At 74.7% G+C, this 22,525-nt stretch carries 21 protein-coding genes; 10 read left to right on the top strand and 11 right to left on the bottom strand.

Translation table 11 applies throughout. The annotated features are described in order from the left end of the window. Window positions 1-11 precede the first annotated feature (11 nt). On the bottom strand, window positions 12-848 hold the full coding sequence (locus AC3WT4_RS14655; protein ID WP_492315785.1) for an Rv1486c family protein: 837 nt from the start codon (window positions 846-848) through the stop codon (window positions 12-14). 27 nt (window positions 849-875) lie between these two features. On the opposite strand from AC3WT4_RS14655, the gene AC3WT4_RS14650 reads away from it, so the two are divergent. The 6 genes from AC3WT4_RS14650 to AC3WT4_RS14625 all read left to right on the top strand — a co-directional run bounded on the left by AC3WT4_RS14650 (window position 876) and on the right by AC3WT4_RS14625 (window position 8,488). Further along, on the top strand, window positions 876-1,664 hold the full coding sequence (locus AC3WT4_RS14650; RefSeq protein WP_021483599.1) for an ABC transporter ATP-binding protein: 789 nt from the start codon (window positions 876-878) through the stop codon (window positions 1,662-1,664). Window positions 1,665-1,754: 90 nt separating this feature from the next. Continuing rightward, complete coding sequence (locus AC3WT4_RS14645) at window positions 1,755-2,207, top strand: NfeD family protein (protein WP_492315784.1); 453 nt, start codon at window positions 1,755-1,757, stop codon at window positions 2,205-2,207. A 67-nt stretch (window positions 2,208-2,274) separates the two neighbouring features. Next, window positions 2,275-3,603, top strand: a complete 1,329-nt coding sequence (locus AC3WT4_RS14640) for an SPFH domain-containing protein (protein WP_400113148.1) — start codon at window positions 2,275-2,277, stop codon at window positions 3,601-3,603. 175 nt (window positions 3,604-3,778) lie between these two features. Further along, window positions 3,779-4,531: a TetR/AcrR family transcriptional regulator gene (locus AC3WT4_RS14635; RefSeq protein WP_492315783.1), complete on the top strand. Its 753-nt coding sequence runs from the start codon at window positions 3,779-3,781 to the stop codon at window positions 4,529-4,531. A gap of 115 nt (window positions 4,532-4,646) precedes the next feature. Then, on the top strand, window positions 4,647-6,380 hold the full coding sequence (locus AC3WT4_RS14630) for an ABC transporter ATP-binding protein (protein ID WP_257419217.1): 1,734 nt from the start codon (window positions 4,647-4,649) through the stop codon (window positions 6,378-6,380). After that, the gene (locus AC3WT4_RS14625) at window positions 6,377-8,488 is read left to right on the top strand and encodes an ABC transporter ATP-binding protein (protein ID WP_492315782.1); all 2,112 of its coding nucleotides are present in this window, start codon (window positions 6,377-6,379) and stop codon (window positions 8,486-8,488) included. Before AC3WT4_RS14630 ends, AC3WT4_RS14625 begins: the two co-directional genes overlap by 4 nt. 78 nt (window positions 8,489-8,566) lie before the next feature. Here the strand turns inward: AC3WT4_RS14625 and AC3WT4_RS14620 are convergent, their stop codons facing one another. From AC3WT4_RS14620 to AC3WT4_RS14605, 4 genes are all read right to left on the bottom strand, one after another. Further along, a complete protein-coding gene (locus AC3WT4_RS14620; protein ID WP_074807037.1) occupies window positions 8,567-8,839 on the bottom strand; it encodes a metal-sensitive transcriptional regulator in 273 nt (90 codons plus the stop codon). Between the two features lie 107 nt (window positions 8,840-8,946). Next, a complete protein-coding gene (locus AC3WT4_RS14615) occupies window positions 8,947-9,063 on the bottom strand; it encodes a DUF8730 family Cys-rich protein (RefSeq protein WP_488179681.1) in 117 nt (38 codons plus the stop codon). Between the two features lie 110 nt (window positions 9,064-9,173). Next, window positions 9,174-9,533 carry a rhodanese-like domain-containing protein gene (locus AC3WT4_RS14610; RefSeq protein WP_492315781.1) on the bottom strand — a complete coding sequence of 120 codons (360 nt, stop codon included), beginning with the start codon at window positions 9,531-9,533 and terminating at the stop codon, window positions 9,174-9,176. Next, window positions 9,530-11,296 carry an FAD-dependent oxidoreductase gene (locus tag AC3WT4_RS14605; protein WP_492315780.1) on the bottom strand — a complete coding sequence of 589 codons (1,767 nt, stop codon included), beginning with the start codon at window positions 11,294-11,296 and terminating at the stop codon, window positions 9,530-9,532. Before AC3WT4_RS14605 ends, AC3WT4_RS14610 begins: the two co-directional genes overlap by 4 nt. A 151-nt stretch (window positions 11,297-11,447) precedes the next feature. Between AC3WT4_RS14605 and AC3WT4_RS14600 the strand changes: the two genes are divergently transcribed. Both AC3WT4_RS14600 and AC3WT4_RS14595 read left to right on the top strand, forming a co-directional pair. Continuing rightward, entirely contained in the window at window positions 11,448-12,479 is a 1,032-nt protein-coding gene (locus AC3WT4_RS14600; RefSeq protein WP_492315779.1) for a phosphodiester glycosidase family protein, read from the top strand. Next, window positions 12,479-13,627, top strand: a complete 1,149-nt coding sequence (locus tag AC3WT4_RS14595) for a glycosyltransferase (protein WP_492315778.1) — start codon at window positions 12,479-12,481, stop codon at window positions 13,625-13,627. Before AC3WT4_RS14600 ends, AC3WT4_RS14595 begins: the two co-directional genes overlap by 1 nt. Here AC3WT4_RS14595 and AC3WT4_RS14590 read toward each other — a convergent pair. From AC3WT4_RS14590 to AC3WT4_RS14580, 3 genes are all read right to left on the bottom strand, one after another. Continuing rightward, complete coding sequence (locus tag AC3WT4_RS14590; RefSeq protein ID WP_492315777.1) at window positions 13,551-16,379, bottom strand: cation-translocating P-type ATPase; 2,829 nt, start codon at window positions 16,377-16,379, stop codon at window positions 13,551-13,553. The two genes, AC3WT4_RS14595 and AC3WT4_RS14590, sit on opposite strands and share 77 nt — an antisense overlap. A gap of 84 nt (window positions 16,380-16,463) precedes the next feature. After that, window positions 16,464-16,877, bottom strand: a complete 414-nt coding sequence (locus AC3WT4_RS14585; protein ID WP_492315776.1) for a type II toxin-antitoxin system VapC family toxin — start codon at window positions 16,875-16,877, stop codon at window positions 16,464-16,466. Continuing rightward, window positions 16,874-17,125 carry a type II toxin-antitoxin system Phd/YefM family antitoxin gene (locus tag AC3WT4_RS14580; RefSeq protein ID WP_492315775.1) on the bottom strand — a complete coding sequence of 84 codons (252 nt, stop codon included), beginning with the start codon at window positions 17,123-17,125 and terminating at the stop codon, window positions 16,874-16,876. The genes AC3WT4_RS14585 and AC3WT4_RS14580 overlap by 4 nt, the downstream gene beginning before the upstream one ends. 89 nt (window positions 17,126-17,214) lie before the next feature. Here AC3WT4_RS14580 and AC3WT4_RS14575 point away from each other — a divergent pair, with 89 nt between their 5' ends. Then, window positions 17,215-18,096, top strand: coding sequence for a TrmH family RNA methyltransferase (locus tag AC3WT4_RS14575; RefSeq protein ID WP_492315774.1), 882 nt, complete (start codon window positions 17,215-17,217; stop codon window positions 18,094-18,096). Between the two features lie 92 nt (window positions 18,097-18,188). Beyond that, window positions 18,189-20,423, top strand: a complete 2,235-nt coding sequence (locus tag AC3WT4_RS14570) for a HelD family protein (protein WP_492315773.1) — start codon at window positions 18,189-18,191, stop codon at window positions 20,421-20,423. A gap of 9 nt (window positions 20,424-20,432) precedes the next feature. Here AC3WT4_RS14570 and AC3WT4_RS14565 read toward each other — a convergent pair whose 3' ends face one another. The 3 genes from AC3WT4_RS14565 to AC3WT4_RS14555 are packed head-to-tail and all read right to left on the bottom strand — an operon-like array spanning window position 20,433 to window position 22,503. After that, a complete protein-coding gene (locus tag AC3WT4_RS14565) occupies window positions 20,433-21,137 on the bottom strand; it encodes an esterase/lipase family protein (protein ID WP_492315772.1) in 705 nt (234 codons plus the stop codon). After that, window positions 21,134-22,075, bottom strand: coding sequence for an alpha/beta fold hydrolase (locus AC3WT4_RS14560; RefSeq protein ID WP_492315771.1), 942 nt, complete (start codon window positions 22,073-22,075; stop codon window positions 21,134-21,136). The genes AC3WT4_RS14565 and AC3WT4_RS14560 overlap by 4 nt, the downstream gene beginning before the upstream one ends. Continuing rightward, complete coding sequence (locus tag AC3WT4_RS14555; protein WP_021483430.1) at window positions 22,054-22,503, bottom strand: SRPBCC family protein; 450 nt, start codon at window positions 22,501-22,503, stop codon at window positions 22,054-22,056. The genes AC3WT4_RS14560 and AC3WT4_RS14555 overlap by 22 nt, the downstream gene beginning before the upstream one ends. Window positions 22,504-22,525: the final 22 nt, after the last annotated feature.

Here is a 22,525-nt window from a genome sequence, read left to right as displayed (position 1 = left end):
CGCGGACGGGGTCAGGTGGTGGCGGTCCAGAGGGTGGCGGCGCCCACTGCGTGGCGCGACGCGCGGTCCACCTCGCGCAGCGCCGTCGAGCGCTGGTCTGCCTGCCAGAGGTTGACCGACCCGCCGTCGTCGGCGGTCGCGAGGTCGACGATCGCCCTCAGCCGGACGGCCTGCACGAGGACCTGGACGGCGCGCGGCGGGACGGCGGACGGGAGCTGCCACGTCGGGGCGCCGCCCGCGCGCAGGTCGGCGATGGCGCCCGCGGCGTCGTCGCGCCAGCGGGCGACGTCGAGCTCGTCGAGGGCGCGCGTGGCCAGCAGCAGCGCCGTGCGCAGGTCGCGCTCCGCCTCGGGGAGCGACCCGACCGCGCCGAGCACGCGGGCGCTCCACGGCCCGACCTGCGTCACGTGCCACGTGACGAGGTGGCCCGGCTCCAGGTCGCTGCCGAACTCCGTGACCTCGGGGACGAGCGCCCACGACCCGGACGACGTCGTGACCACGACGCACTCGCCCGCGTCCGTCGCGTGCGCGGCGGCCTCGGGCGGCACGCCCGACACGTCGCCGGGGACCGGCGCGAGCGCGACGACCTCGCGCGCGTCGCCGGCCCACGCGCCCGCGAGGTCCGCGAGCCGGACGTCGCCGAGCGCCCCGGACACCACGTGCGGCTCGTCGTCGCGCTCCACGGCGCGCACGAGGCGGGCCGTCCCGTCGTCGTCGCCGAGGCGCGCGGCGCGCAGCCAGAGCGCGAGCAGGGCGCTGCGGGGGAGGGCGCCCGCGCTCGACGCGGAGCCAGGGCCCGGGGTGGGCTGCGGGGCGTCGTGCGGACCCCCGGACGAGTGTGAGACCACGACGGCCAACCTATAGGGTCGGTGACCATGAGCGCGGTTCTCGACCTGAAGGGCGTCACCGTCCGACGCCACCCCAAGACCATCCTCGACGCGGTGGACTGGCAGGTGAACGAGGGCGAGCGGTGGGTCGTGCTGGGCCGCAACGGCGCCGGCAAGACGACGCTCCTGCAGATCGCGTCCGCACGCATGCACCCCACGGCCGGCACGGCCGACGTCCTCGGCGAGCGGCTCGGCCGCGTCGACGTGTTCGAGCTGCGCCCGCGCGTCGGGCTCGCGTCCGCGGCCCTGGCCGACCGCATCCCCGGCGACGAGACCGTGCGCGACGTCGTGCTCACCGCCGCCTACGGCGTCACGGGCCGGTGGCGCGAGGAGTATGAGGAGTTCGACGCGCAGCGCGCGGACGACCTGCTCGCCGCGTTCGGCGTCGACCACCTCGCGGACCGCACCTTCGGCACGCTGTCCGAGGGGGAGCGCAAGCGCACGCAGATCGCGCGCGCACTCATGACGGACCCGGAGCTCCTGCTGCTCGACGAGCCCGCCGCGGGCCTCGACCTCGGCGGTCGCGAGGAGCTCGTGGGGGCGCTCGCGGAGCTCGCGGGCGACCCGGCGTCGCCGGTGCTCGTGCTCGTCACGCACCACGTCGAGGAGATCCCGCCGGGCTTCACGCACGTCCTGCTGCTCAAGGACGGCGTGGTGCACACCGCCGGCCCGATCCGCGAGGTGCTCACGGCGGAGAACCTCAGCGACGCGTTCGGCGTGCCGCTGCTCGTCGCGCACGGCGGCGGCCGGTGGATGGCGCGGGCCGCACGAGCCTGACCTCCGCACCGGGTGCGCCCGGGGCGTGCACCACGGGCGGAAATTCGGTAAAGTACACGTAAAGCGCGCACGTGGGAACGGGGGTTCGAGATGGACTGGCTGTGGTGGGTCGGAGCGGCGCTGCTCCTCGGTCTCGTGGAGATCATCTCGCTCGACCTCGTGCTCATCATGCTCGCCGGGGGATCCCTCGCCGCGGCGGGCGTCAACGCCGCCGACGGGCCGCTCTGGCTCCAGATCGTCGCGTTCGCGGTCGTGAGCGTCATCCTGCTCCTCACGCTGCGCCCGTGGCTCCTGCGGCACCTGCGCTCGCGCGTCCCGCTCACCGAGACGAACGTCGCGGCGCACGTCGGCCGCACGGCGCTCGCCGTCGACCGCGTGAGCGAGTTCGGCGGCCGCGTGAAGCTCGTCGGCGAGGTCTGGACCGCGCGGACCGAGCCCGACGCGCCGCAGATCCCCGTGGGCACCGAGGTGCGCGTCGTCCGGATCGACGGGGCGACGGCCGTCGTCGCGCCGCTGCCCGCACAGCACCCCACCGGGTCGTGACCACCCGGCACACCCGTACCGCGCCGCCGGGCGACCGGTCGCGCGACCGACGACCAGGAGGCAGTCGATGAACGACCCCAGTCCCGGAACGATCCTCGCGTACGTCGTCCTCGCGCTGATCCTGATCTTCGTCATCGTCGCGCTCGTCAAGGCGGTGCGCATCGTGCCGCAGGCGGTCGCGATCATCGTCGAGCGCCTGGGCCGGTACTCGCGCACGCTCGAGCCGGGCCTGCACCTGCTGGTGCCGTTCATCGACCGCGTCCGAGCGTCGGTGGACCTGCGCGAGCAGGTCGTGTCGTTCCCGCCGCAGCCGGTCATCACGTCCGACAACCTCGTGGTCAGCATCGACACGGTGATCTACTTCCAGGTCACCGAGCCGAAGTCCGCGGTCTACGAGATCGCGAACTACATCACCGCGATCGAGCAGCTCACCGTCACGACCCTGCGCAACGTCATCGGCTCGATGGACCTGGAGCAGACGCTCACGAGCCGCGACCAGATCAACGGCCAGCTCCGCGGCGTCCTCGACGAGGCGACCGGTCGCTGGGGCATCCGCGTGAACCGCGTCGAGCTCAAGTCGATCGACCCGCCCCCCAGCGTGCAGGGCTCGATGGAGCAGCAGATGCGCGCCGAGCGTGACCGCCGCGCCGCGATCCTCACCGCGGAGGGCGTCAAGCAGTCCCAGATCCTCACGGCCGAGGGCGAGAAGCAGGCGGCGATCCTCCGGGCCGAGGGTGACGCGCAGTCCCAGATCCTCCGGGCCGAGGGTGAGGCGCGCGCGATCCTCCAGGTCTTCGACGCCATCCACGAGGGTGACGCGGACCCGAAGCTCCTCGCGTACCAGTACCTCCAGATGCTCCCGCAGATCGCGAACGGCACGGCGAGCAAGCTGTGGGTCGTGCCGACGGAGTTCACCGCGGCGCTCGGCTCGATCGCCAAGGGGTTCGGCGGCGTGCCGGGGATCGACGGCGGGGGAGTGCCGAGCGGGGGCCCCGCCGAGGACGCGGAGGCGGCCGAGGCGAGCGCCGAGGCGCGTCGCGAGCGCGAGCGCGACCGTGTGAAGTTCGGCGTCCCGTCGCTCACCGACCCCGCCGAGGCCCTCGCCGAGGCGCGGCGCCAGGCGGAGGCGGCGACCGCCGACGCGACGAGCTCGGGGACCCGGTCCGGCCTGCCGTTCGACCCGCAGACCGAGCGGGGCCAGCACCCGGGCGGCGCCGGCGAGCACCACGCGGCCGCGCCCGAGCCGGGCGCCGCCACGCCGCGTCCGCTGGGCGGGCCGTCGCAGTACGCGCCGCCGCCCCCGCAGCCGATCGTCGAGGACGCGCCCACCACGGACCAGCCCCCGACCGACGAGCCGCCCGCCGGCGGGCCGCCGTCCTTCTCGCCGCGGCACTGACGGGGCGCGCCACCCGCGCCACCCGCGCAGCCTGGGCGGCCGCGGTGGCCCCCGGCCACGCACGACGACGCCCCTGCACCCACCCGGGTGCGGGGGCGTCGTCGTGCCGCCCGCCGGAGATTCGCCGGGAGCGGACGACCTTGAGAGTGAGTGCTCACTCAGTTACCGTCGAGGCGTGGTCCCCGTCTCCGTGCCCCCTGACGCCCCGACCGACGCCCGCGTCGACGCACCCACCGACGCGCCGTCCGACGCGTCGGCCCCGGAGCGCACGCGCGCGCGCCCGCTCTCGCGCGAGGAGCGCCGCGACGCGATCGCCGCCGCGACGATCCCGCTGCTCGTCCAGCACGGCGCCACCGTGACGACGCGCCAGATCGCCGACGCCGCGGGCGTCGCGGAGGGCACGCTGTTCCGCGCGTTCGCGGACAAGGACGAGATCCTCCACGCCGCGGTCGTGCGCTCGCTTGACCCGGCGCCCGCCGTCGCCGCGATCGGCACGCTCCCGGACGACGACGGGCTGCGCCCGCTCGTCGTGAGCATCGTCGACTTCCTGCTCGAGGCGCAGCGCGTCGGCATGCGCATCTTCGCCGCGGCGCACCAGGTGCTCGACCCGCACCGCGGTGCGACGGCGGACCGCGCCGAGGCCGTGCGCCGGATGCGGGCCGGGGGCGCCCCGGACGCCCGCCGCGCCGGGTTCGACGCGCGGGAGCGCTCGGCGCGCGAGATCGTCGCGGCGATCGAGCGCAAGCTCGCGGCACACCGGGCGCAGCTGCGCGTGGACCCGGCGCTGGCCGCCCGGGCGCTGTTCTCGCTCGTCTTCGGAAACGCCTTGCCGCACCTCTCGGGCGGTGACAGGCTCGACGCCGTGCAGCTCGCCGACCTGATCCTCGGCGGCATCGGGGCGGACGTCACGACCGACCCGTCGCCCTGACCCGGCGGCCCCGTCCACGACGCGCGCGCACCCTCGCCCGGTGCCGCCCGCCCCGCGCACCCGCGACCCGCGGCTCGCGCCCTCGTCCCGCAGCCCCCTCCCGGACAGGAAGCCCATGCTCGTCAGCCTCTTGCGGACACGACTGCGTCCCTACCGGACGCCGATCGCCGTCCTCCTCGTGCTCCAGCTCCTCGCGACGCTCGCGTCGCTCTACCTGCCGAGCCTCAACGCCGACATCATCGACCAGGGCGTCACGCAGGGTGACACCGCCTACATCATGCGCACCGGCGGCCTCATGCTCCTCGTGAGCCTGGGCCAGGTCGTGTGCGCGGTCGCGGCCGTCTACTTCGGCGCGCGGGTCGCCATGTCGTTCGGCCGCGACGTCCGCGCCGGCCTGTTCACCAACGTGCAGCGCTTCTCCGCGCAGGAGATGGGCCAGTTCGGCGCGCCGTCCCTCATCACCCGCACGACGAACGACGTGCAGCAGGTGCAGATGCTCGTGCTGCTGTCGCTGACCATCATGGTGATGGCGCCGATCATGCTGGTCGGCGGCGTCGTCATGGCGCTGCAGGAGAACGTCGAGCTCTCCGGGCTGCTGCTCGTCATCGTGCCCGTCCTCGGGGTGAGCGTCGGGCTCATCATCTGGCGGATGGTGCCCTACTTCCGGCAGATGCAGAAGAAGATCGACGGCATCAACGCCGTGCTGCGCGAGCAGATCACCGGCATCCGCGTGATCCGCGCGTTCGTGCGCGAGCGGCGCGAGGCCGAGCGGTTCGACGTCGCGAACGACGCCCTGTTCGACGTCTCGCTCAAGGCGGGCAAGCTCATGGCGCTCATGTTCCCGACCGTCATGCTCGTCATGAACGCGTCGAGCATCGCGGTCCTGTGGTTCGGCGGACGACAGATCGATGCCGGCGACATGGAGGTCGGGGCGCTCACCGCGTTCCTGTCCTACCTCATGTACATCCTCATGGCCGTGATGATGTCGACGATGATGTTCATGATGGTGCCGCGCGCGGCCGTCTCCGCGGAGCGCATCACCGACGTCGTGCAGACCCGCGCGACGGTCGTCGAGCCCGAGCGGCCCGTCGCGCTCACCACGCGGACGGGCCGCGTCGAGCTCGAGGGCGTCGAGTTCCGCTACCCCGGGGCCGAGGAGCCCGTGCTCCACGACGTCTCGTTCGTCGCCGAGCCCGGGCGGACGACGGCGATCATCGGCTCGACCGGCTCCGGCAAGACCACGCTGCTCAACCTCGTGCCGCGGCTGTTCGACGTGACGGGCGGCGCCGTGCGGATCGACGGGACCGACGTCCGCGACCTCACCGGCGCGGACCTCGGCTCGCTCCTCGGCCTCGTGCCGCAGAAGGCCTACCTCTTCTCCGGGACGGTCGCGGACAACCTCCGCTACGGCCGGCCGGACGCCACCGAGGAGCAGATGTGGGACGCCCTCGAGGTCGCGCAGGCGCGCGACTTCGTCGAGGCGCTCGACGGCGGCCTCGACGCGCCGGTCGCGCAGGGCGGCACGAACTTCTCGGGCGGTCAGCGCCAGCGGCTCGCGATCGCCCGGGCGATCGTGCGCGATCCCGCGGTCTACCTGTTCGACGACTCGTTCTCCGCGCTCGACTACGCGACGGACGCCCGCCTGCGTGCGGCGCTCGCACCCCGCACGCGGCGCTCGACCGTGATCGTCGTGGCACAGCGGGTCGCGACGATCCGGGGCGCCGACCAGATCCTCGTGCTCGACCACGGCCGCATCGTCGGTCGTGGCACGCACACCGAGCTCCTCGAGTCCAACGAGACGTACCAGGAGATCGTCTACTCCCAGCTCTCGATCGAGGAGGCAGCATGAGCGGCGAGCAGGACGCCTCGCGCACGCCCGCGACGTCGGGCGCGGCCTCGCCCGAGGGCGCACCCGCGGCGGCCGGCACGGAGCGCGACGTCGCCCGGACCCGGCTCGCGGGCCGACCCCGCGGTGGCGGCGGGCACGGTCCCATGGGTGGCATGGGCGTCCCCGGGGAGAAGGCGCTCGACTTCAAGGGCTCCCTGCGCCGGTTCGTCGCCTCGCTGCGCCCCGAGCGGGTGCCGATCGTCGCCGTCGTGATCCTCGGCGTGGTGTCGGTGGCGCTCGCGGTCGCGGGTCCGAAGCTCCTGGGCAACGCGACGAACATCATCTTCGCGGGCGTCGTCGGCTCGCAGCTCCCGGCGGGTGTCACCCAGCAGCAGGCCGTGGACGCGCTGCGCGCCCAGGGGCAGGACCAGGTCGCCGACCTCGTCTCGGGCGTGCCCGGCCTCGTCCCCGGTGAAGGCATCGACTTCACGGCGCTCGCGACCGTGCTCGCGTGGGTGCTCGCCGTGTATGTCGGCTCGTTCCTCTTCGGCTGGCTCCAGGGCCGGATCACGGCGATCGTCGTGCAGCGCACCGTCTACCGGCTGCGGGGCGAGGTCCAGGCCAAGCTGGGGCGCCTTCCGCTGTCGTACTTCGACCGCAACCCGCGCGGCGAGATCCTCTCGCGCGTGACGAACGACATCGACAACATCTCCCAGACGCTCACGCAGACGCTGTCGCAGCTCGTGACGTCCGTGCTCACCGTGGTCGGCGTGCTCGGTGTGATGTTCTGGATCTCGCCGCTGCTCGCGGTCGTCGCGCTCGTGACGGTGCCGCTCTCCGTGGTCGTCACCACGCAGATCGCCAAGCGGTCCCAGCCGCAGTTCATCCGGCAGTGGGCCGCGACGGGCCGTCTCAACGCGCACATCGAGGAGATGTACACGGGCCACACGCTCGTCAAGGTCTACGGCCACCAGCAGGCCGCGATCGACGACTTCGAGCGCGAGAACGCGGCCCTCTACGACGCGAGCTTCCGCGCGCAGTTCATCTCCGGCACCATCCAGCCGGCGATGGGCTTCCTCGCGAACCTCAACTACGTGATCGTCGCGGTCGTGGGCGGCCTGCGGGTCGCGTCGGGCACGATGACGCTCGGCGACGTGCAGGCGTTCATCCAGTACTCGCGGCAGTTCACGCAGCCCATCACGCAGATCGCGTCGATGATGAACCTGCTCCAGTCGGGCGTCGCGTCGGCGGAGCGCGTCTACGACCTGCTCGACGCCCACGAGCAGACGCCGGACCCGTCGCCCGCGGCGACGGTGGACCCGGTGCGCGGCCGCGTCGCGTTCGAGGACGTCTCGTTCTCCTACGACCCGGACGTCCCGCTCATCGAGCACCTCGACCTCGTCGTGGAGCCCGGGCAGACGATCGCGATCGTCGGGCCCACGGGCGCGGGCAAGACGACGCTCGTCAACCTGCTCATGCGGTTCTACGACGTGGACGGGGGCCGCATCACGCTCGACGGCGTGGACACGCGGGACATGACGCGCGACGACCTGCGCTCCGACATCGGGATGGTCCTGCAGGACACGTGGCTCTTCAAGGGCACGATCGAGGAGAACCTGCGCTACGGCGTGCGCGACGGCCGCACCGTGGACGACGAGGCGTTCCTCGCCGCCACGCGCGCGACCCACGTCGACCCGTTCGTGCGCACGCTGCCCGACGGGTACGCCACGGTGATCGACGACGAGGGCTCGAGCGTGAGCGCGGGGGAGAAGCAGCTCCTGACGATCGCGCGCGCGTTCCTCGCCGACCCGGCGATCCTCGTGCTCGACGAGGCGACGAGCTCCGTGGACACGCGCACGGAGGTGCTCGTGCAGCAGGCGATGAACGCGCTGCGCGAGGGCCGCACGTCGTTCGTCATCGCCCACCGCCTCTCGACGATCCGCGACGCGGACACGATCCTCGTCATGGAGCACGGCTCGATCGTCGAGCAGGGCTCGCACGACGAGCTGCTCGCGGCGGGCGGCGCCTACGCCCGGCTGTACGAGAGCCAGTTCGCGGCGCCGCTCGGCGCCGAGGCGGAGGACCCGGAGGGCGTGGGCGCTCCCGCGGGCGGTCCCGCGGGGCGCTGACATGCCGCGGCCCGCACCCCTGCCCACCCCGAGGGGTGAGCCGAGGTGCGGGCCGCGTGCCGCCCGGCGCCGTCGCGCTCAGGCGAGCGAGAGGAAGAGCTTCTCGAGCTTGGCTACGTCGAGCGTCGGGTCCTCACCGTCCTCGGCCGGCTCGGTGAGGCACTGACGCATGCCGGACGCGATGATCGCGAACCCGGCGCGGTCCAGGGCCCGCGAGACGGCCGAGAGCTGCGTGACGACGTCCTCGCAGTCCCGCCCTTCGTCGAGCATGCGCACGACGGCCGCGAGCTGGCCCTGGGCGCGCTTGAGCCGGTTGGCGACCTTGCCCATGTCGGTGGGGTCGAGCTCCACGATCGTTTCTCCTGCGTTCGTCGGTTCTGGTCTCGGTGTTCGTCGTGCTGAGGTCGGCAGCGGGCTGCCGTCGTGGTGCGGCCCCGGTGTCTCCCGGGCGGGTCGCGTCAGGCGCAGGTGCAGCGCTGCTCGGGCGGCACCTCGGCCATGACCTCGTCGGCGTGCATGCCGCAGCCGGTCCAGGTGGTCTTGCCGCACGTGCGGCACAGGGCGGGACTGCACATGGTGTGTCTCCTCGGGAGTGGGGTGTCGATCAGGGGTGGGGGGTGTCGATCAGGGGTAGGGGTTCGTCGCTCGGTGGGGCCGGGGCCGGCCCGCGCGCGGAGGTGCAGGATCAGCGTCGCACGGCCCCGCCCGCGGCCTGCCACGCGCCGAGCCCGCCGGACAGGCTCGTCGCGGCGTAGCCGAGCGAGCGGAGCTGGCGGGCGGCGGTGCGCGAGCGCATCCCCGACGCGCACACGACGACGACGGTCGCGCCGTCCTTCAGCCGCCGCGGCGCGGCGGAGGGGACGTCGGCGAGCGGCACGTGCACGGCCTGGGGCGCGTGCCCGGCGCGCCACTCGTCGCGCTCGCGCACGTCGAGCAGCGTCGCGCCGTCGCGGACGAGCTGCACCGCGGTGGTGGCGTCGACGGTCGGGCGCAGGCCGCCGTCGTCGGACGAGCGGGAGAACAGGCGGCGGAGGCGGTCGATCATGCGGGGACTCCTTCGAGGGTGCGCGCGGCGCGCGGCGTGGTGGTCAGGGTGAGCCAGCCGCCGGAGAGGTTGCGCGCGTCGAGCCCGGCGGCGAGCAGGACACGGGTCGCGAGGTAGGAGCGCACACCGCTCGCGCAGTGCACGGCGACGGGGCGCCCCGCCGCGGCGGCGCGCACCTCACCGAGCCGCTCGCGCAGCTCGGTGTGCGGCACGTTGAGAGCCCCGTCGAGGTGGCCCCCGGCGTGCTCGGCGCGCGACCGGACGTCGAGCACGAGGGAGGTCGCGACGACCTCGTCGAGGTCGGCCGCGTGCCACTGCGGCATGGTGCCGTCGAGCACGTTCTGGGCGACGAACCCCAGCATGTTGACGACGTCCTTGGCGGCGCCGTAGGGCGGGGCGTACGCGAGCTCGAGCTCGGCGAGGTCGTCGGCGGTGAGCCCGGCGCGCAGCGCGGTCGCGAGCACGTCGATGCGCTTGTCCACCCCCGCGCGGCCCACGGCCTGCGCGCCGAGCAGGCGGCCGTCGGGCGCGAAGCTCGCCGTCACGTGCACGGGCTCGGCCCCGGGGAACCAGCCCGCGTGGTGGGCCGCGTGGACGCGCACCTGCTCGTGCGCGACGTCGGCCGCCGCCAGGGTGGCGTGGCTCGGCCCGGTCACGGCGGCGGTGAGGCCGAACACGCGCACGATCGCCGTCCCGAGCACGGGCGCCTGCGGCGTGGTGCGGTGCCCGGTCATCGCGTCCGCGGCGCGGCGGCCCTGGCGGTTGGCCGGGCCCGCGAGCGGGACGGGGCCGGTCGCGCCGGTCACGGCGTGCACGACCTCGACGGCGTCACCGACGGCCCACACGTGCGGGTCGGACGTGCGCTGGTCGCCGTCGACGCGGATCGCGCCGCGCTCGCCGAGGGCGAGCCCGGCTGCCGCCGCGAGGTCGCTCGCGGGTCGCACACCCACGCTGACGAGCACCACATCGGCGTCGAGGGCCGTGCCGTCCGTGAGCTCGAGCGCGACGGCGTGGTCCGCGCCCGCCGGCTGCGGCACGACGGCGCTCGCGGAGGTCCCGAGGTGCAGCCCGACCCCGTGGTCGCGCAGCTCGTCCGCCAGCAGCGGCGCGAGGTCCGGTTCCAGCGGCGGGAGCACCTGGTCGGCGCGCTCGACGACGTCGACCGTGAGGCCCCGCCCGACGAGCGCCTCCACGGCCTCGAGCCCGATGAAGCCCGCACCGACGACGACGGCCCGCACCGGGGCCGTGCGGCCGTCGGCCACCTCAGCCTCGAGCTCGGCGAGCCGGCCGGTGAGGGCGTCCAGGTCGCCGATCGTCCGCAGCGTGTGCACGGCCGGGTGGTCCAGCCCCGTGACGGGCGGGAGGACCGTCGTCGCGCCCGGTGCGAGGAGGAGCGCGTCGTAGCCGAGCTCGTACGTCCCGCCCTCGGCGGCGACGGTGACGGTGCGTGCGGCGCGGTCGACCGCGGTGACGCGGTGGCGCGTGCGCACGTCGAGGTCGAGGCTCGCGCGGAGCGAGCCGGGCGTGTGCAGCAGGAGGGGGTCGCGGTCCGCGATCTCGCCCGACACCTGGTACGGCAGGCCGCAGCCCGCGAACGAGACGTGGTCGGACTGCTCGAGCACGATGATCGACGCGCGCTCGTCGAGGCGGCGGGCGCGCGCGGCGGCGCTCATGCCGCCCGCGACGCCGCCGACGACGACGATGCGGCGGGCGCCGTCGAGGTCGGACGGAGGGGTCGTCGAGCCAGGAGTCGAAGGGATCATGCTCCGACGATACCCCCGGGGGTATCGCTTGACGCAAGTCGACGGGCTGAGAGGTGGGTCACGGGACGCCCCGGGCGCGGGCGCGGCTGCTCACAGCCGACGGACAGCCGTGGCATCCCGGCAGCACACGCACGCTTCGTAGACACGGCCCATGAGCACTCCCACCCCGCCCCCCGCCTCGTCCGCCTCGTCCGCGCCGCCCGCGCCCCGACGCCGACCGCGGTGGCGTGCCGCGCTCGTCACCACCCTTGCGGTGCTGCTCCCGCTGGGTGGCGCCTCGGCGTGGGCGCTGGACCGGTTCGTCGTCGAGCACGTCGAGATCGCCGACGTGTCGGCCTACGAGGCCTCGCAGGGTCTCGACGCACACGGGACGTCGAGCCAGGGCGCGACGGCGGACGACGGCGCGGGCACCTCGGCGGGCACCGGCGCGGTCGACGGCGACACGTACACGTCCGACGCCACGAGCATCACGGTCTCCCGGGTGACCACCGGGTCGGGCGACGCCACCCTGACGTACTACGTGGCCGACGTCGTGCTCTCCGACATGACGGACCTGCGCTCCGCGTTCGCCCAGGACGCGTTCGGCACGAACATCACGGAGAAGACGTCGGACATCGCCGCCGACAACGGTGCCGTCCTCGCGGTCAACGGCGACTACTACGGGTTCCGCGACACCGGCATCGTCGTCCGCAACGGCGTCGTGTACCGGGACGAGGGCGCGCGCGAGGGCCTCGCGCTCTACCGCGACGGTCACGTCGAGGTCTACGACGAGACGACGACGGACGCGCAGAGCCTCGTCGACGCCGGGGTGTGGAACACGCTGTCGTTCGGGCCCTCGCTCGTCGAGGACGGCGAGGTCGTGGCCGGGATCGAGGACGTCGAGGTCGACACGAACGTCGGGAACCACTCGATCCAGGGCGAGCAGCCGCGCACGGCGATCGGGGTCGTCGACGCGAACCACCTCCTCCTGGTCGTCGTGGACGGCCGCCAGGAGGGCTACTCGCGCGGCGCGACGACGACCGAGCTCGCCGGGATCCTGCAGGACCTCGGCGCGACGACCGCGTACAACATCGACGGCGGCGGGTCCTCGACCCTCTGGTTCGACGGAGAGGTCGTCAACAGCCCGTCGCAGGGTCGGGAGCGCGGCACGTCCGACGTCCTCTACGTCGCGGACGGTGCCTGATGGCGGCCGTGACCACGCGCGAGCAGCCCGCGGACCCGGCGACGAGCGTCGCGCGGACCGCCGTCGTGGTCCCCGCCTACCAGCCCGACGCGCGGCTCGTCGCGCTCGTCGACGCGCTGCGGGCGGCCGCCCCCGGGTCCCCGGTCGTGGTGGTCGACGACGGCAGCGACCGGCGGTGCGGGAGAGTGTTCCGCGCGGTGCGGGCGCTGGGCGCCGTGGTGCTCACCGTCCCGGTGAACCGTGGGAAGGGCCATGCGTTGCGGACCGGGATCCGCTGGGTGCGCGACCGGCTGCCCGGCCACGGCGTCGTGTGCGCCGACGCGGACGGGCAGCACACCGTGGTCGACGTGCTGCGGGTCGCCGCGCGCTCGCAGGCCGAGCCCGAGGCCGTCGTGCTCGGCGCGCGCCGCTTCGCGGGCGACGTGCCGGTGCGCAGCCGTGTGGGCAACGCCGCGACCCGCTGGGCGTTCGCCGCGACGACCGGCACGCGTGTCCGGGACACCCAGACCGGCCTGCGCGGCTACGGGCCGGGCCTGCTCGCCGATCTCCTCGCCGTGCGCGGGGACCGGTACGAGTACGAGCTGCGGGCGCTCCTCGAGGCGACCCGCGCGGGCCGCCGGATCGTCGAGGTGGACGTCGCGACGGTGTACCTCGACGACAACGCGTCCTCGCACTTCCGGCCCGTCGCCGACTCGTTGCGCGTGTGGGCGCCGCTGCTGCGGTTCGCGGCGTCGTCGCTCGGGTCGGCCGCGGTCGACGTCGTCGCGCTGCTCGCGCTGCACGCGCTCACCGGGTCGCTCCTCGCGGCCGTGGTGAGCGCGCGCCTGCTCAGCGCGGGCGTGAACTTCGCCGTGAACCGCCGCCTGGTGTTCCCGGGCGGGCGTGGTCTCCCGCTGCGCGTCGCGGCGACCCGGTACCTGGCGCTCGCGGCCGTGCTGCTCGCGGCGAGCTACGGGCTGGTCGCGCTGCTGACGGGACTCGGCCTGCCACTCCTCGCGGCCAAGGTCGGCACCGACGCCGCGCTCGTCGCGACGAGCTACGAGGTGCAGCGGCGCGTGGTGTTCGCGCCTCTCAGTGCTGCCCGGCGTCGCGCTCGACGAGCGCGGGGACGTGGTCGCGGGCGGTCCAGCGCCGGCCGACCCACTTGATGACCTCGACGAGCAGGAAGACGACGAGCGCCAGCCCGAGGGTCTTGCCCCACTCCGCGAGCGCGATGGGCGCCGAGTCGAACCACGAGTGCATGAACGGCGCGTAGACGAAGACGGCCTGGAGGGCGAGCAGCGTCGCCGCCGAGACCCAGACCACCCGGTTGCCGCGCAGCACGTCGACCGTGAGGCTCGACCGGTCGAGGAACCGGCAGTTGAACAGGTAGGCGAGCTGGCCGAGCGCGAGCATCGTGACCGCCGTCGTCTGCGCCTCGGCGAGCGGGACGCCCTGCGCCCGCTCGACGTAGAACAACAGGATCGTCGCGCCGCCGATGAGGAGCGACACGAGGAGGATGCGGCGCACGTACGCGCCGTCGAGGATCGACGCCTTCGGGTCGCGCGGGGCGCGGCGCATGACGTCGGGCTCCGCCTTCTCGTACGCGAGCGCGAGCGACAGCGTGACCGCGGTGATCATGTTGATCCAGAGCACCTGGACCGGCTGGAGCGGCAGGGTGAGGCCGAACAGGACCGCGACGAGGATGACGAGCGACTGCGCGCCGTTGGTCGGGAGCAGGAACAGGACGGACTTGCGGATGTTGTCGTAGATCCGCCGCCCCTCCTTCACCGCGCGCTCGATCGTCGCGAAGTTGTCGTCGGCGAGCACGACCTCGGCGGCCTCCTTGGTCGCCTCGGTGCCCTTGATGCCCATCGCGACGCCGACGTCCGCCTGGGTGAGCGCGGGGGCGTCGTTGACGCCGTCGCCCGTCATCGCGACGACCTCGCCGTGCGACTGGAGCGCGGACACGATGCGGATCTTGTGCTCGGGGCTCGTGCGCGCGTACACGTCGACGTCGCGCACGACCGCGCGCAGCCGCTCCGTGCTCATCTCCTCGAGCTCCGGCCCGGTGAGGACGGCCGGCGCGGAGGAGCCGTCGTGGGCGTCGACGATGCCCATCTCCCGGCCGATCGCGAGGGCGGTGCCCGCGTGGTCGCCGGTGATCATCTTCACGCGGATGCCCGCGTCGCGGCACTCGGCGATGGCCTCGATCGCCTCGGGGCGCGGCGGGTCCACGATGCCGACGAGCCCGCACAGCTCCAGGCCGTCCGCGACGTCGGCGACGTCGAGGTCCACCGTGCCGTCGGCGGCCGGGCGTCGCGCGGCCGCGAGCACGCGCAGACCCTGCCCGCCGAGCGCGTCGATCTGCGCGTCCCAGAACGCGCGGTCGAGCGGCTCGGGCGCGCCCTCCGGGCCGACCTGGGTCGCGCAGCGGTCGAGGACGCGGTCGGGCGCGCCCTTGACGTGCACGTGCAGGCCGCCGTCGGGGTCCGCGTCGAGCGTCGCCATGAACTTGTTCTCGGACTCGAACGGCACGACGGCGACGCGCCGCCACCCCGTCGGGTCGACGCCGGCCTTCATGCCGAGCGTGCGCAGCGCGCCCTCCGTCGGTTCGCCCACGAGCCGCCAGCCGTCGGCGTCCTCGCCGTCGGGCACGATCCGCGCGTCGTTGCACAGCATCATGACCGTCGCGAGGGCGGCGAGGTCGCGGTCGTCGGAGAGGTCCGCGTGCCGCTCACCGTCTTCCTCGTCGAGCGTGACGTCGCCGACGGGCGCGTACCCCGCGCCCGCGACCGCGAACGTGCGCCCGCTCGTGCGGACGGTGCGCGCCGTCATCTCGTTCTTGGTGAGCGTGCCGGTCTTGTCCGAGCAGATCGTCGTCACCGAGCCGAGGGTCTCGACCGCGGGGAGCTTGCGCGTGATCGCGCGGCGGCGGGCCATCTGCTGCACCCCGAGCGCGAGCGTGATCGTCACGAGCGCAGGCAGGCCCTCCGGCACCGCGGCGACCGCGAAGCCGATCGACGCCGAGATGAGCTCCGGGACAGTGAAGTCGTGGAAGACGCGGCCGATGATCACCATGACGACGGCCATCGCGAGGATGAGCACCGCGAGCAGCTTGCCGAACCGGTCGAGCTGGCGGGTGAGCGGCGTCGCGAGGCTGCGGACCTCGGAGATCATCGTCTGGATCCGGCCGATCTCGGTCGCCGTCCCCGTCGCGGTGACGACGCCCACGCCCTGGCCCGCGGCCACGAGCGTGCTCGAGAACAGCATGCTCGACCGGTCGCCCACGCCCGCGTCCGCCCCGACCGCGTCGACCTTCTTGGCCGCCGCGACCGACTCGCCCGTGAGGGCCGACTCCTCGACGCGCAGGTTCGTCGCCTGGATCAGCCGCACGTCAGCGGGCACGCGGTCGCCCGAGCGCACCCGCACGACGTCGCCGGGCACGACGTCGTCGGCGTCCACGCGGGCCCACGCGCCGTCGCGTCGCACCTCGGCGTTGACCGACAGCATGTTCCGGATGCCCTCGAGCGCGCTCTCCGCGCGGCCCTCCTGGATGAACCCGATCGCCGCGTTGATCACCGCGACCGCGAGGATCACCGTGAAGTCGACCCAGTCGCCGAGGATCGCCTTGAGCACGGCGGAGACGAGCAGGATGTAGATGAGGATGTCGTCGAAGTGGACCAGGATCCGCTTCCACAGCGGGTCGCGCTGCGGCGGCGGCAGCCGGTTCGGCCCCACCTCCGCGAGCCGCGCCGCGGCGTCGGCGCTGGAGAGGCCGCCCGCGTCCGTGCCGAGCTCGGCGAGGACGGCGTCGGGCGGGCGCGACCACGGCGCGTCGAGCGAGCGCTCGGTCGTGCTCGCCGAGGTCGAGGAGGCCGCCGTGGCGGGGGTCGGTGCAGCGTCCGGCGCGGATCCCATGCCCCTATTCGACCCCCGATGCCCGGATCGCGCGAGGGGCGAAGGACCGTGACCCGCGCCACGCCAGCGGTGGACGGTCAGCGGTCAGGGCGAGGAGAACGGGTTGACGACGGGGACGCCGCTGTCGACGAAGTCCCGGGTGTTCCGTGTCGCCACCGTGAGCCCGTGGGCGAGCGCGGTCGCCGCGAGCAGGGAGTCGACGACGGGCAGCGGGCGCGCCGCGTGCACGGCCGGCCAGCGCTGCGCGATCTCGAGCGTCACGGGGAGGATGCGGTCCCCGTACGTCTCCTCGAGGCCGTGGACCCACGCCTCGAGTGCGGTCGCCCGCGGGGCGTCGCGGGGCACGAGGCGCTGGACTCCCGTGCGGATCTCGCCGACGGTCAGCACCGAGAGGTAGATCTGGTGCGTCCGCAGCCCGCGGAGCCAGGTGACGACCTGCTCGTCCGGGCGGGTTCGGACGAGCTCGGAGACGACGTTCGTGTCGAGCAGGTACCTCACGCGTCGGCCCCGAGATCGAGCTCGCGCAGCGGAGTCCGGTCACGAGTGAGGTCGAGGTCGTCCGTCGTGGGTGCCTGAAGGAGGTAGTCGGCGAGCTCCACGCGGACCCCGGCGAGCTCGTGGTAGAGGTCGATCCCGACGACGACGGCGATCTCCTTGCCGTGCCGGGTGATGACCTGTGGACCGTTCTCGGCCTCTCGCAGGACCTCGCTCAGGCGTTGCTTCGCGTCCTGCACCTGCCAGCTCATGGGACCCCCGCTCCTCGTCCTGTCTGGACAGACTAGACAGGACCGCGCTCGGGATCAAGGGTCCTGGCATGCCTGGGAGAATCGACGACGTGAGCGAGACCAGCACGCGAGCCGGCCTGCGGGTCGTGCACGTCACCGACCCCACCGACGACCGCCTCGCGGACTACAACCGCCTGACCGACGTCGCGCTGCGGTCCAAGCACGAGCCGGAGAAGGGGCTGTACATCGCGGAGAGCTCGACGGTGATCCGGCGCGCGCTCGCCGCCGGGCACCGGCCGCGGTCGTTCCTCATGGCCGAGCGCTGGCTCGACGACCTTGCCGACGACATCGCCGCGCTGCCGGTCGACGACGCCCCGGGCGGCACGGGCGAGCAGCTCGCGGTCTACGTCGGCGCACCCGACGTGCTCGAGGGGATCACCGGGTTCCACCTGCACCGCGGGGCGCTCGCGGCCATGCACCGCCCGCCGCTCGCGCCCGTGCACGACCTGCTCTCGGCAGCCCGTGGCGGGACGGGCGCGCGGCGCGTGGCCGTGCTGGAGGACGTCGTCGACCACACCAACGTCGGCGCGGTCTTCCGCTCCGCCGCCGCGCTCGGCGTGGACGCGGTGCTCGTCTCGCCGCGCTGCGCCGACCCGCTCTACCGTCGCTCGGTGCGCGTGAGCATGGGCACGGTGTTCCAGGTGCCGTGGACGCGGTTCGAGACGTGGCCGGGCGGCCTCGACCTGCTGCGCGACGAGGGCTTCGTCGTCGCCGCGCTCGCCCTCGCCGACGACGCGGTGAGCCTCGACGACGTCGTGGCCGACCCGCCCGAGCGGCTCGCGCTCGTGCTCGGCACGGAGGGCGACGGTCTGTCGCGCGGTGCGATCGAGGCGGCGGACCGGGTCGTCACGATCCCCATGGCCGGGGGAGTGGACTCGCTCAACGTCGCCGCGGCGTCGGCCGTCGCGTTCTGGGCGACGCGCCTGCCCTGACCTCCCTGAGGTCCGAGGCGGCGCGGCCGGGAACAACGGAGCGCGGCGACGCGTTTGGGCCCGTGTCCGTACGTCGTACGAGAAGAGGTCCCGTGCCGGTCCAGCCCTCCCCGTCCCTGCCTGACACCACTCCTCCCGACCGCGTCCGCGATGTCGCGACGCATGCCGTCGCCGAGGAGCAGCAGCACCTCGACGCCGCGCTCGCCCGCCGCGCGGAGCTCCTCGCGGAGCTCGACGCGCAGCTCGCCGCTCCTGCCGACGACGTCGCCGACCGGGTCCCGGCCGCGGGTCCGGTCGGGGCCGAGACCGTCGTCGAGCGCGCGCGGCGCGCCGGGCTGCGCCGCCGTCGGACCGAGCTCGAGCGCGCCGGGAGCGGGCTGGTCTTCGGCCGGCTCGACACGGTCGAGGGCGTCACGCGCCGTGTCGGGCGCGTCGGGATCGCCGCGCCCGACGGCGACGCCGACCCGCTCGTCCTGGACTGGCGCGCCGACGGCGCCCGCGCCTTCTACACCGCGACGGCGCGCGAGCCGCAGGGTCTCGCCCGGCGTCGGCACGTGCGGACCACGGGGGAGCGGGTCACCGGCGTGGACGACGAGCCGCTCGACGGCTCGGGGAGCGGGGCGGGCGACGAGGACGGCCTCGTCGGCGAGGGCGCTCTGCTCGCCGCGCTCTCCGAGCGTCGGACCGGCCGCATGGGCACGGCGGTCGCGACGCTCCAGGTCGAGCAGGACGCGATCGTGCGCGCCCCGGCCGAGCAGACGCTCGTCGTGCAGGGCGGCCCGGGGACGGGCAAGACGGTCGTCGCGCTGCACCGCGTCGCGTACCTGCTGTTCACCCACCCGCACCTCGCGGAGCGAGGGGTCCTCCTGCTCGGGCCGTCGTCGCGCTTCCTCGAGTACGTGGCGCAGGTGCTGCCCGCGCTCGGGGAGACGGCGGTCGTCTCGGCGACGTGCGACACGCTCGTGCCCGGCGTCGCGCCGGAGCGGGACGAGGGGCGCGACGTCGCGGAGATCAAGGGGCGCGCGCTGTGGCACGACGTCGTCGCCCGGTACGCGGACGCCTTCGTCCCGGACGCGCGGGACCTGACGGTCCGCCTCGACGGCGAGCCGCTGACGCTCGACGCGGCCCGCGTCGCCGAGGTCCTCCGTGCCGCCCGCGCAGGCGGTCGGAGCGTGCTCGCCGCGCGGGGCCGGGCCGTGGACCTGCTGCTCGACGCGCTCGTGGACGAGGCCGCGGCACGCCACGCCGAGCTGCTCGCCCGCGTCGAGGAGGGGTTCGAGGACGTGCTCGGGAAGCTCGACGCCGGGCTCGCCGCGCGCGACGACCGCGCCCCCACGACGGGGGCGCGCGGCAGCGACGTCGACGGCGAGCTCACCGAGGACGACCTCGACCGGCTGCGGGACGACCTCGCGCGCGACGCCGGGTTCGCGGCCGCCGTCGACGCCTGGTGGCCGGTCGTGGACGCGCGGGGCGCGCTCGCGGACCTCCTGGGCGACGCCGCGCTGCTCGCGCGCCACGCCCCCGACCTGACGGCGGCCGAGGTGCGCCGCGTGACGAGCGAGCCGGCCGCGCTCGCGCCGAGCGACGTGCCGCTGCTCGACGCGCTCGCCGACGCGCTGGGGGCTGCCGACGCACCCGGCGAGCAGGGCGAGTTTCTCGCGCAGCGCGCGGCCGCGCGCCGCGACTGGGTCTACGGGCACGTCGTGGTCGACGAGGCGCAGGAGCTCTCGCCCATGCAGTGGCACATGGTCCTGCGCCGCTGCCCGACGCGGTCCGTGACGGCCGTCGGGGACGTCGACCAGACCGAGGCGCCGCACCGCCACACGGACTGGGCGGACGCCGTCGGCCCGGTCCTCGGGGACCGCTGGCGGCGCGCGGACCTGACCATCTGCTACCGCACGCCGCGCGAGGTCATGGCGCTCGTCGGGCCGGTGCTGCGCGCCGCGGGCAGCCGGAACGACCCGCCGCGCGCGGTGCGGGACGCGGGGGTCGAGCCGCGGGACGTCGTCGTGCCCGGCGGTGCGCCGGGACGACTGGGCGAGACGGTCGCCGCCGAGGTCGCGCGCCTCGCGGCCCGGTACGACGGCGGGACCGTCGGCGTCGTGGCCCCGCTCGCCCGCCTCGCGGCGCTGCGCGCGGCGGTCCGGGACGTGCCCGTCCTCGGGACGTCGGAGGCGAAGGGCCTCGAGTGGGACGCGGTCGTCGTCGTGGACCCCGACGGCGTCGCCGCCGAGCCGCGCGGGTGGAACGGGCTGTACGTGGCGATGACCCGGTGCACGCAGGAGCTCGTGCGCGTCGCGGTGGGCGAGCGCGCCCGCTCAGCCTGAGGGCCGCGCTCAGTCCGCGGGCGCCGACCGGGCGAACCGGTCGACCTCGCGGACCACGACCTCGACGAGCGCCGGGTCGCCGAGCGGGAGGAAGTGCCCGGCGAGCGGCAGCTCGACGTTCCGTCCGCCCTCGAGCCGGCCGGTCTCGGGGATGTGCGGGTCGAAGCGCGGGTAGACGGCCGTGATGCGGGCGTCGACGCCGCGCTCGGCGGCGAGCGCGAGCAGCGCGGCGTCGCGCGGGGAGAACGCGCGCAGGGTGCGGCCGAGGAGGTACTGCGCGTAGCGCGAGCCGTGGAACGGCGTCGCCACGGCGACCATGCCGGCGACGCGCGGCCCGGCGGCCGACAGCATGACGCGCTTGCCGACGAGGCCGCCCTTGCTGTGGGCGACCAGGACGACGTCGTGCAGGGCGGACTGCTCGAGGAACGCCGCCGTGCGGTCGGCCGCCTCGGCGAACGGGCGCCGGTTGTAGCCGAGGCCGGGCACGGCGTGGACCGGGTGCCCGGCCCGGGCCAGGGCCGTGGCGAGCGGCCCGAGGAGCTGCCACGTCTCGTAGACGCCGGGCAGGAGCACGACGGGGCTCGCGCCGCCGGGGCCGGTCGGGACGGGCCGACGCGCGCGCAGGACACCCTGGACCTGGCGCGCGGCGACGTACGCGTAGTCCACCGCGCGGTCGCGCAGCCGCAGGGAGCGGGGCCAGCGGGGCACCCTCACGGCAGGTCCCGGGACAGGTCGTGCGGCAGTCCACCGGCGTCCCGCACGGCCGCGACGATCGCCTCCGGGTCGCCGTCCATCGCGTGGTGGCGTCCCCGGACCTCGCGGAACGTGCCGCGCGGCGCGGCGAGCGCGAGCTCGCGGCACCACCGGCGCGGCGCGATCGGGTCGTGCGCGCCCCGCACGACGACCAGGCGCCCCGGCACGCGCCGCACGACGTCCTCGAGCCGGTGCGCCAGCATGTGCCGGACCTGGCGCGCGTAGTGCGGCAGCGAGCAGCGCAGCACGTAGTCGACGGCGAGCGTCGCGAGTGCGCGCGGCCGCTCGCCCACCGCGTCGCGCACGAGCCGCAGCGCCTGGCGCGGCGCGCTGCGGGCGTGGCGGTCCGCCGTCGGCCCGACGAGCACCCCGGCGGGTGCCTCGCGGGGGTGGTCGGCCATGGCCTGGGCGACGACCTGCGCGCCCATCGAGTGGCCGACGAGCACGACGACGGGGCGCGGGGCGCCGTCGGGCAGGTCGAGCACGTGGCGGCGCACGTGCTCCGCGACGACGGCCGCGTGCTCCTCGATCGACACGTCGCGCGGCGCGCGGGGCGCCGCGCCGAAGCCGGGCAGGTCGATCGCGTGCACCGCGACCCGGGGGAGCGCCTCCGGCCGCAGGAGCGCGCGCCGCACCGGGTCGAACGCGCGCGCCGACGACCCGACGCCGTGCACGAGCACGACGACGACGTCGGGCGCGTCCGCCCCGGACACGTGCACGACGGCGGTGAGGTCGCCGACCGAGCAGCGCACCTCCGCGGTGCCCGCCGACGCCGTCGACGGCGCGGACGACGCGCCGGAGCGGGCCCGGGCGAACCGGACCCGCTCCGTGACGCGCTGGGTGTCGCCGGCCGTGGCCGGCGACGTGCTCCGGGTCGTCAGCTGACGTCTCCTCGCCACGCGCCCGTCTCGGCCCCGCGGGACTCGATGAACTCCTTGAACCGGGCGAGGTCGCCCTTGACGCGGCGCTCGTCGAGCTGGAGGACGTCGCCCACCTTCTCCACGACCCCCTCCGGCGTCCAGTCGAGCTGGACCGTGACGCGGGTCTGCGTGTCGTTCAGCCGGTGGAAGGTCACGACGCCCGCGTGGTCGGGGCCCGACGTGCTGTTCCACGCGACCCGCTCGTCGGGGTGCTGCTCCGTGATCTCCGCGTCGAACTCCCGCTCGACACCGCCGATCTTCGTCTTCCAGTGCGTGTGCGTCGCGTCGAGCTGGCGGATCTCCTCGACGCCCTCCATGAAGCGGGGGAACTCCTCGAACTGGGTCCACTGGTCGTAGGCCGTGCGGACGGGGACGTCGACGTCGATCGACTGGGTGACCGTGCTCATCGGTGAGACCTCCTGTGGTTGG

This window comes from Cellulosimicrobium sp. EB106-03-01-XG111 (assembly GCF_058792115.1).
Note: the sequence above shows the minus strand (reverse complement) of the source record. Positions and strands in the feature narration are given on the sequence as shown.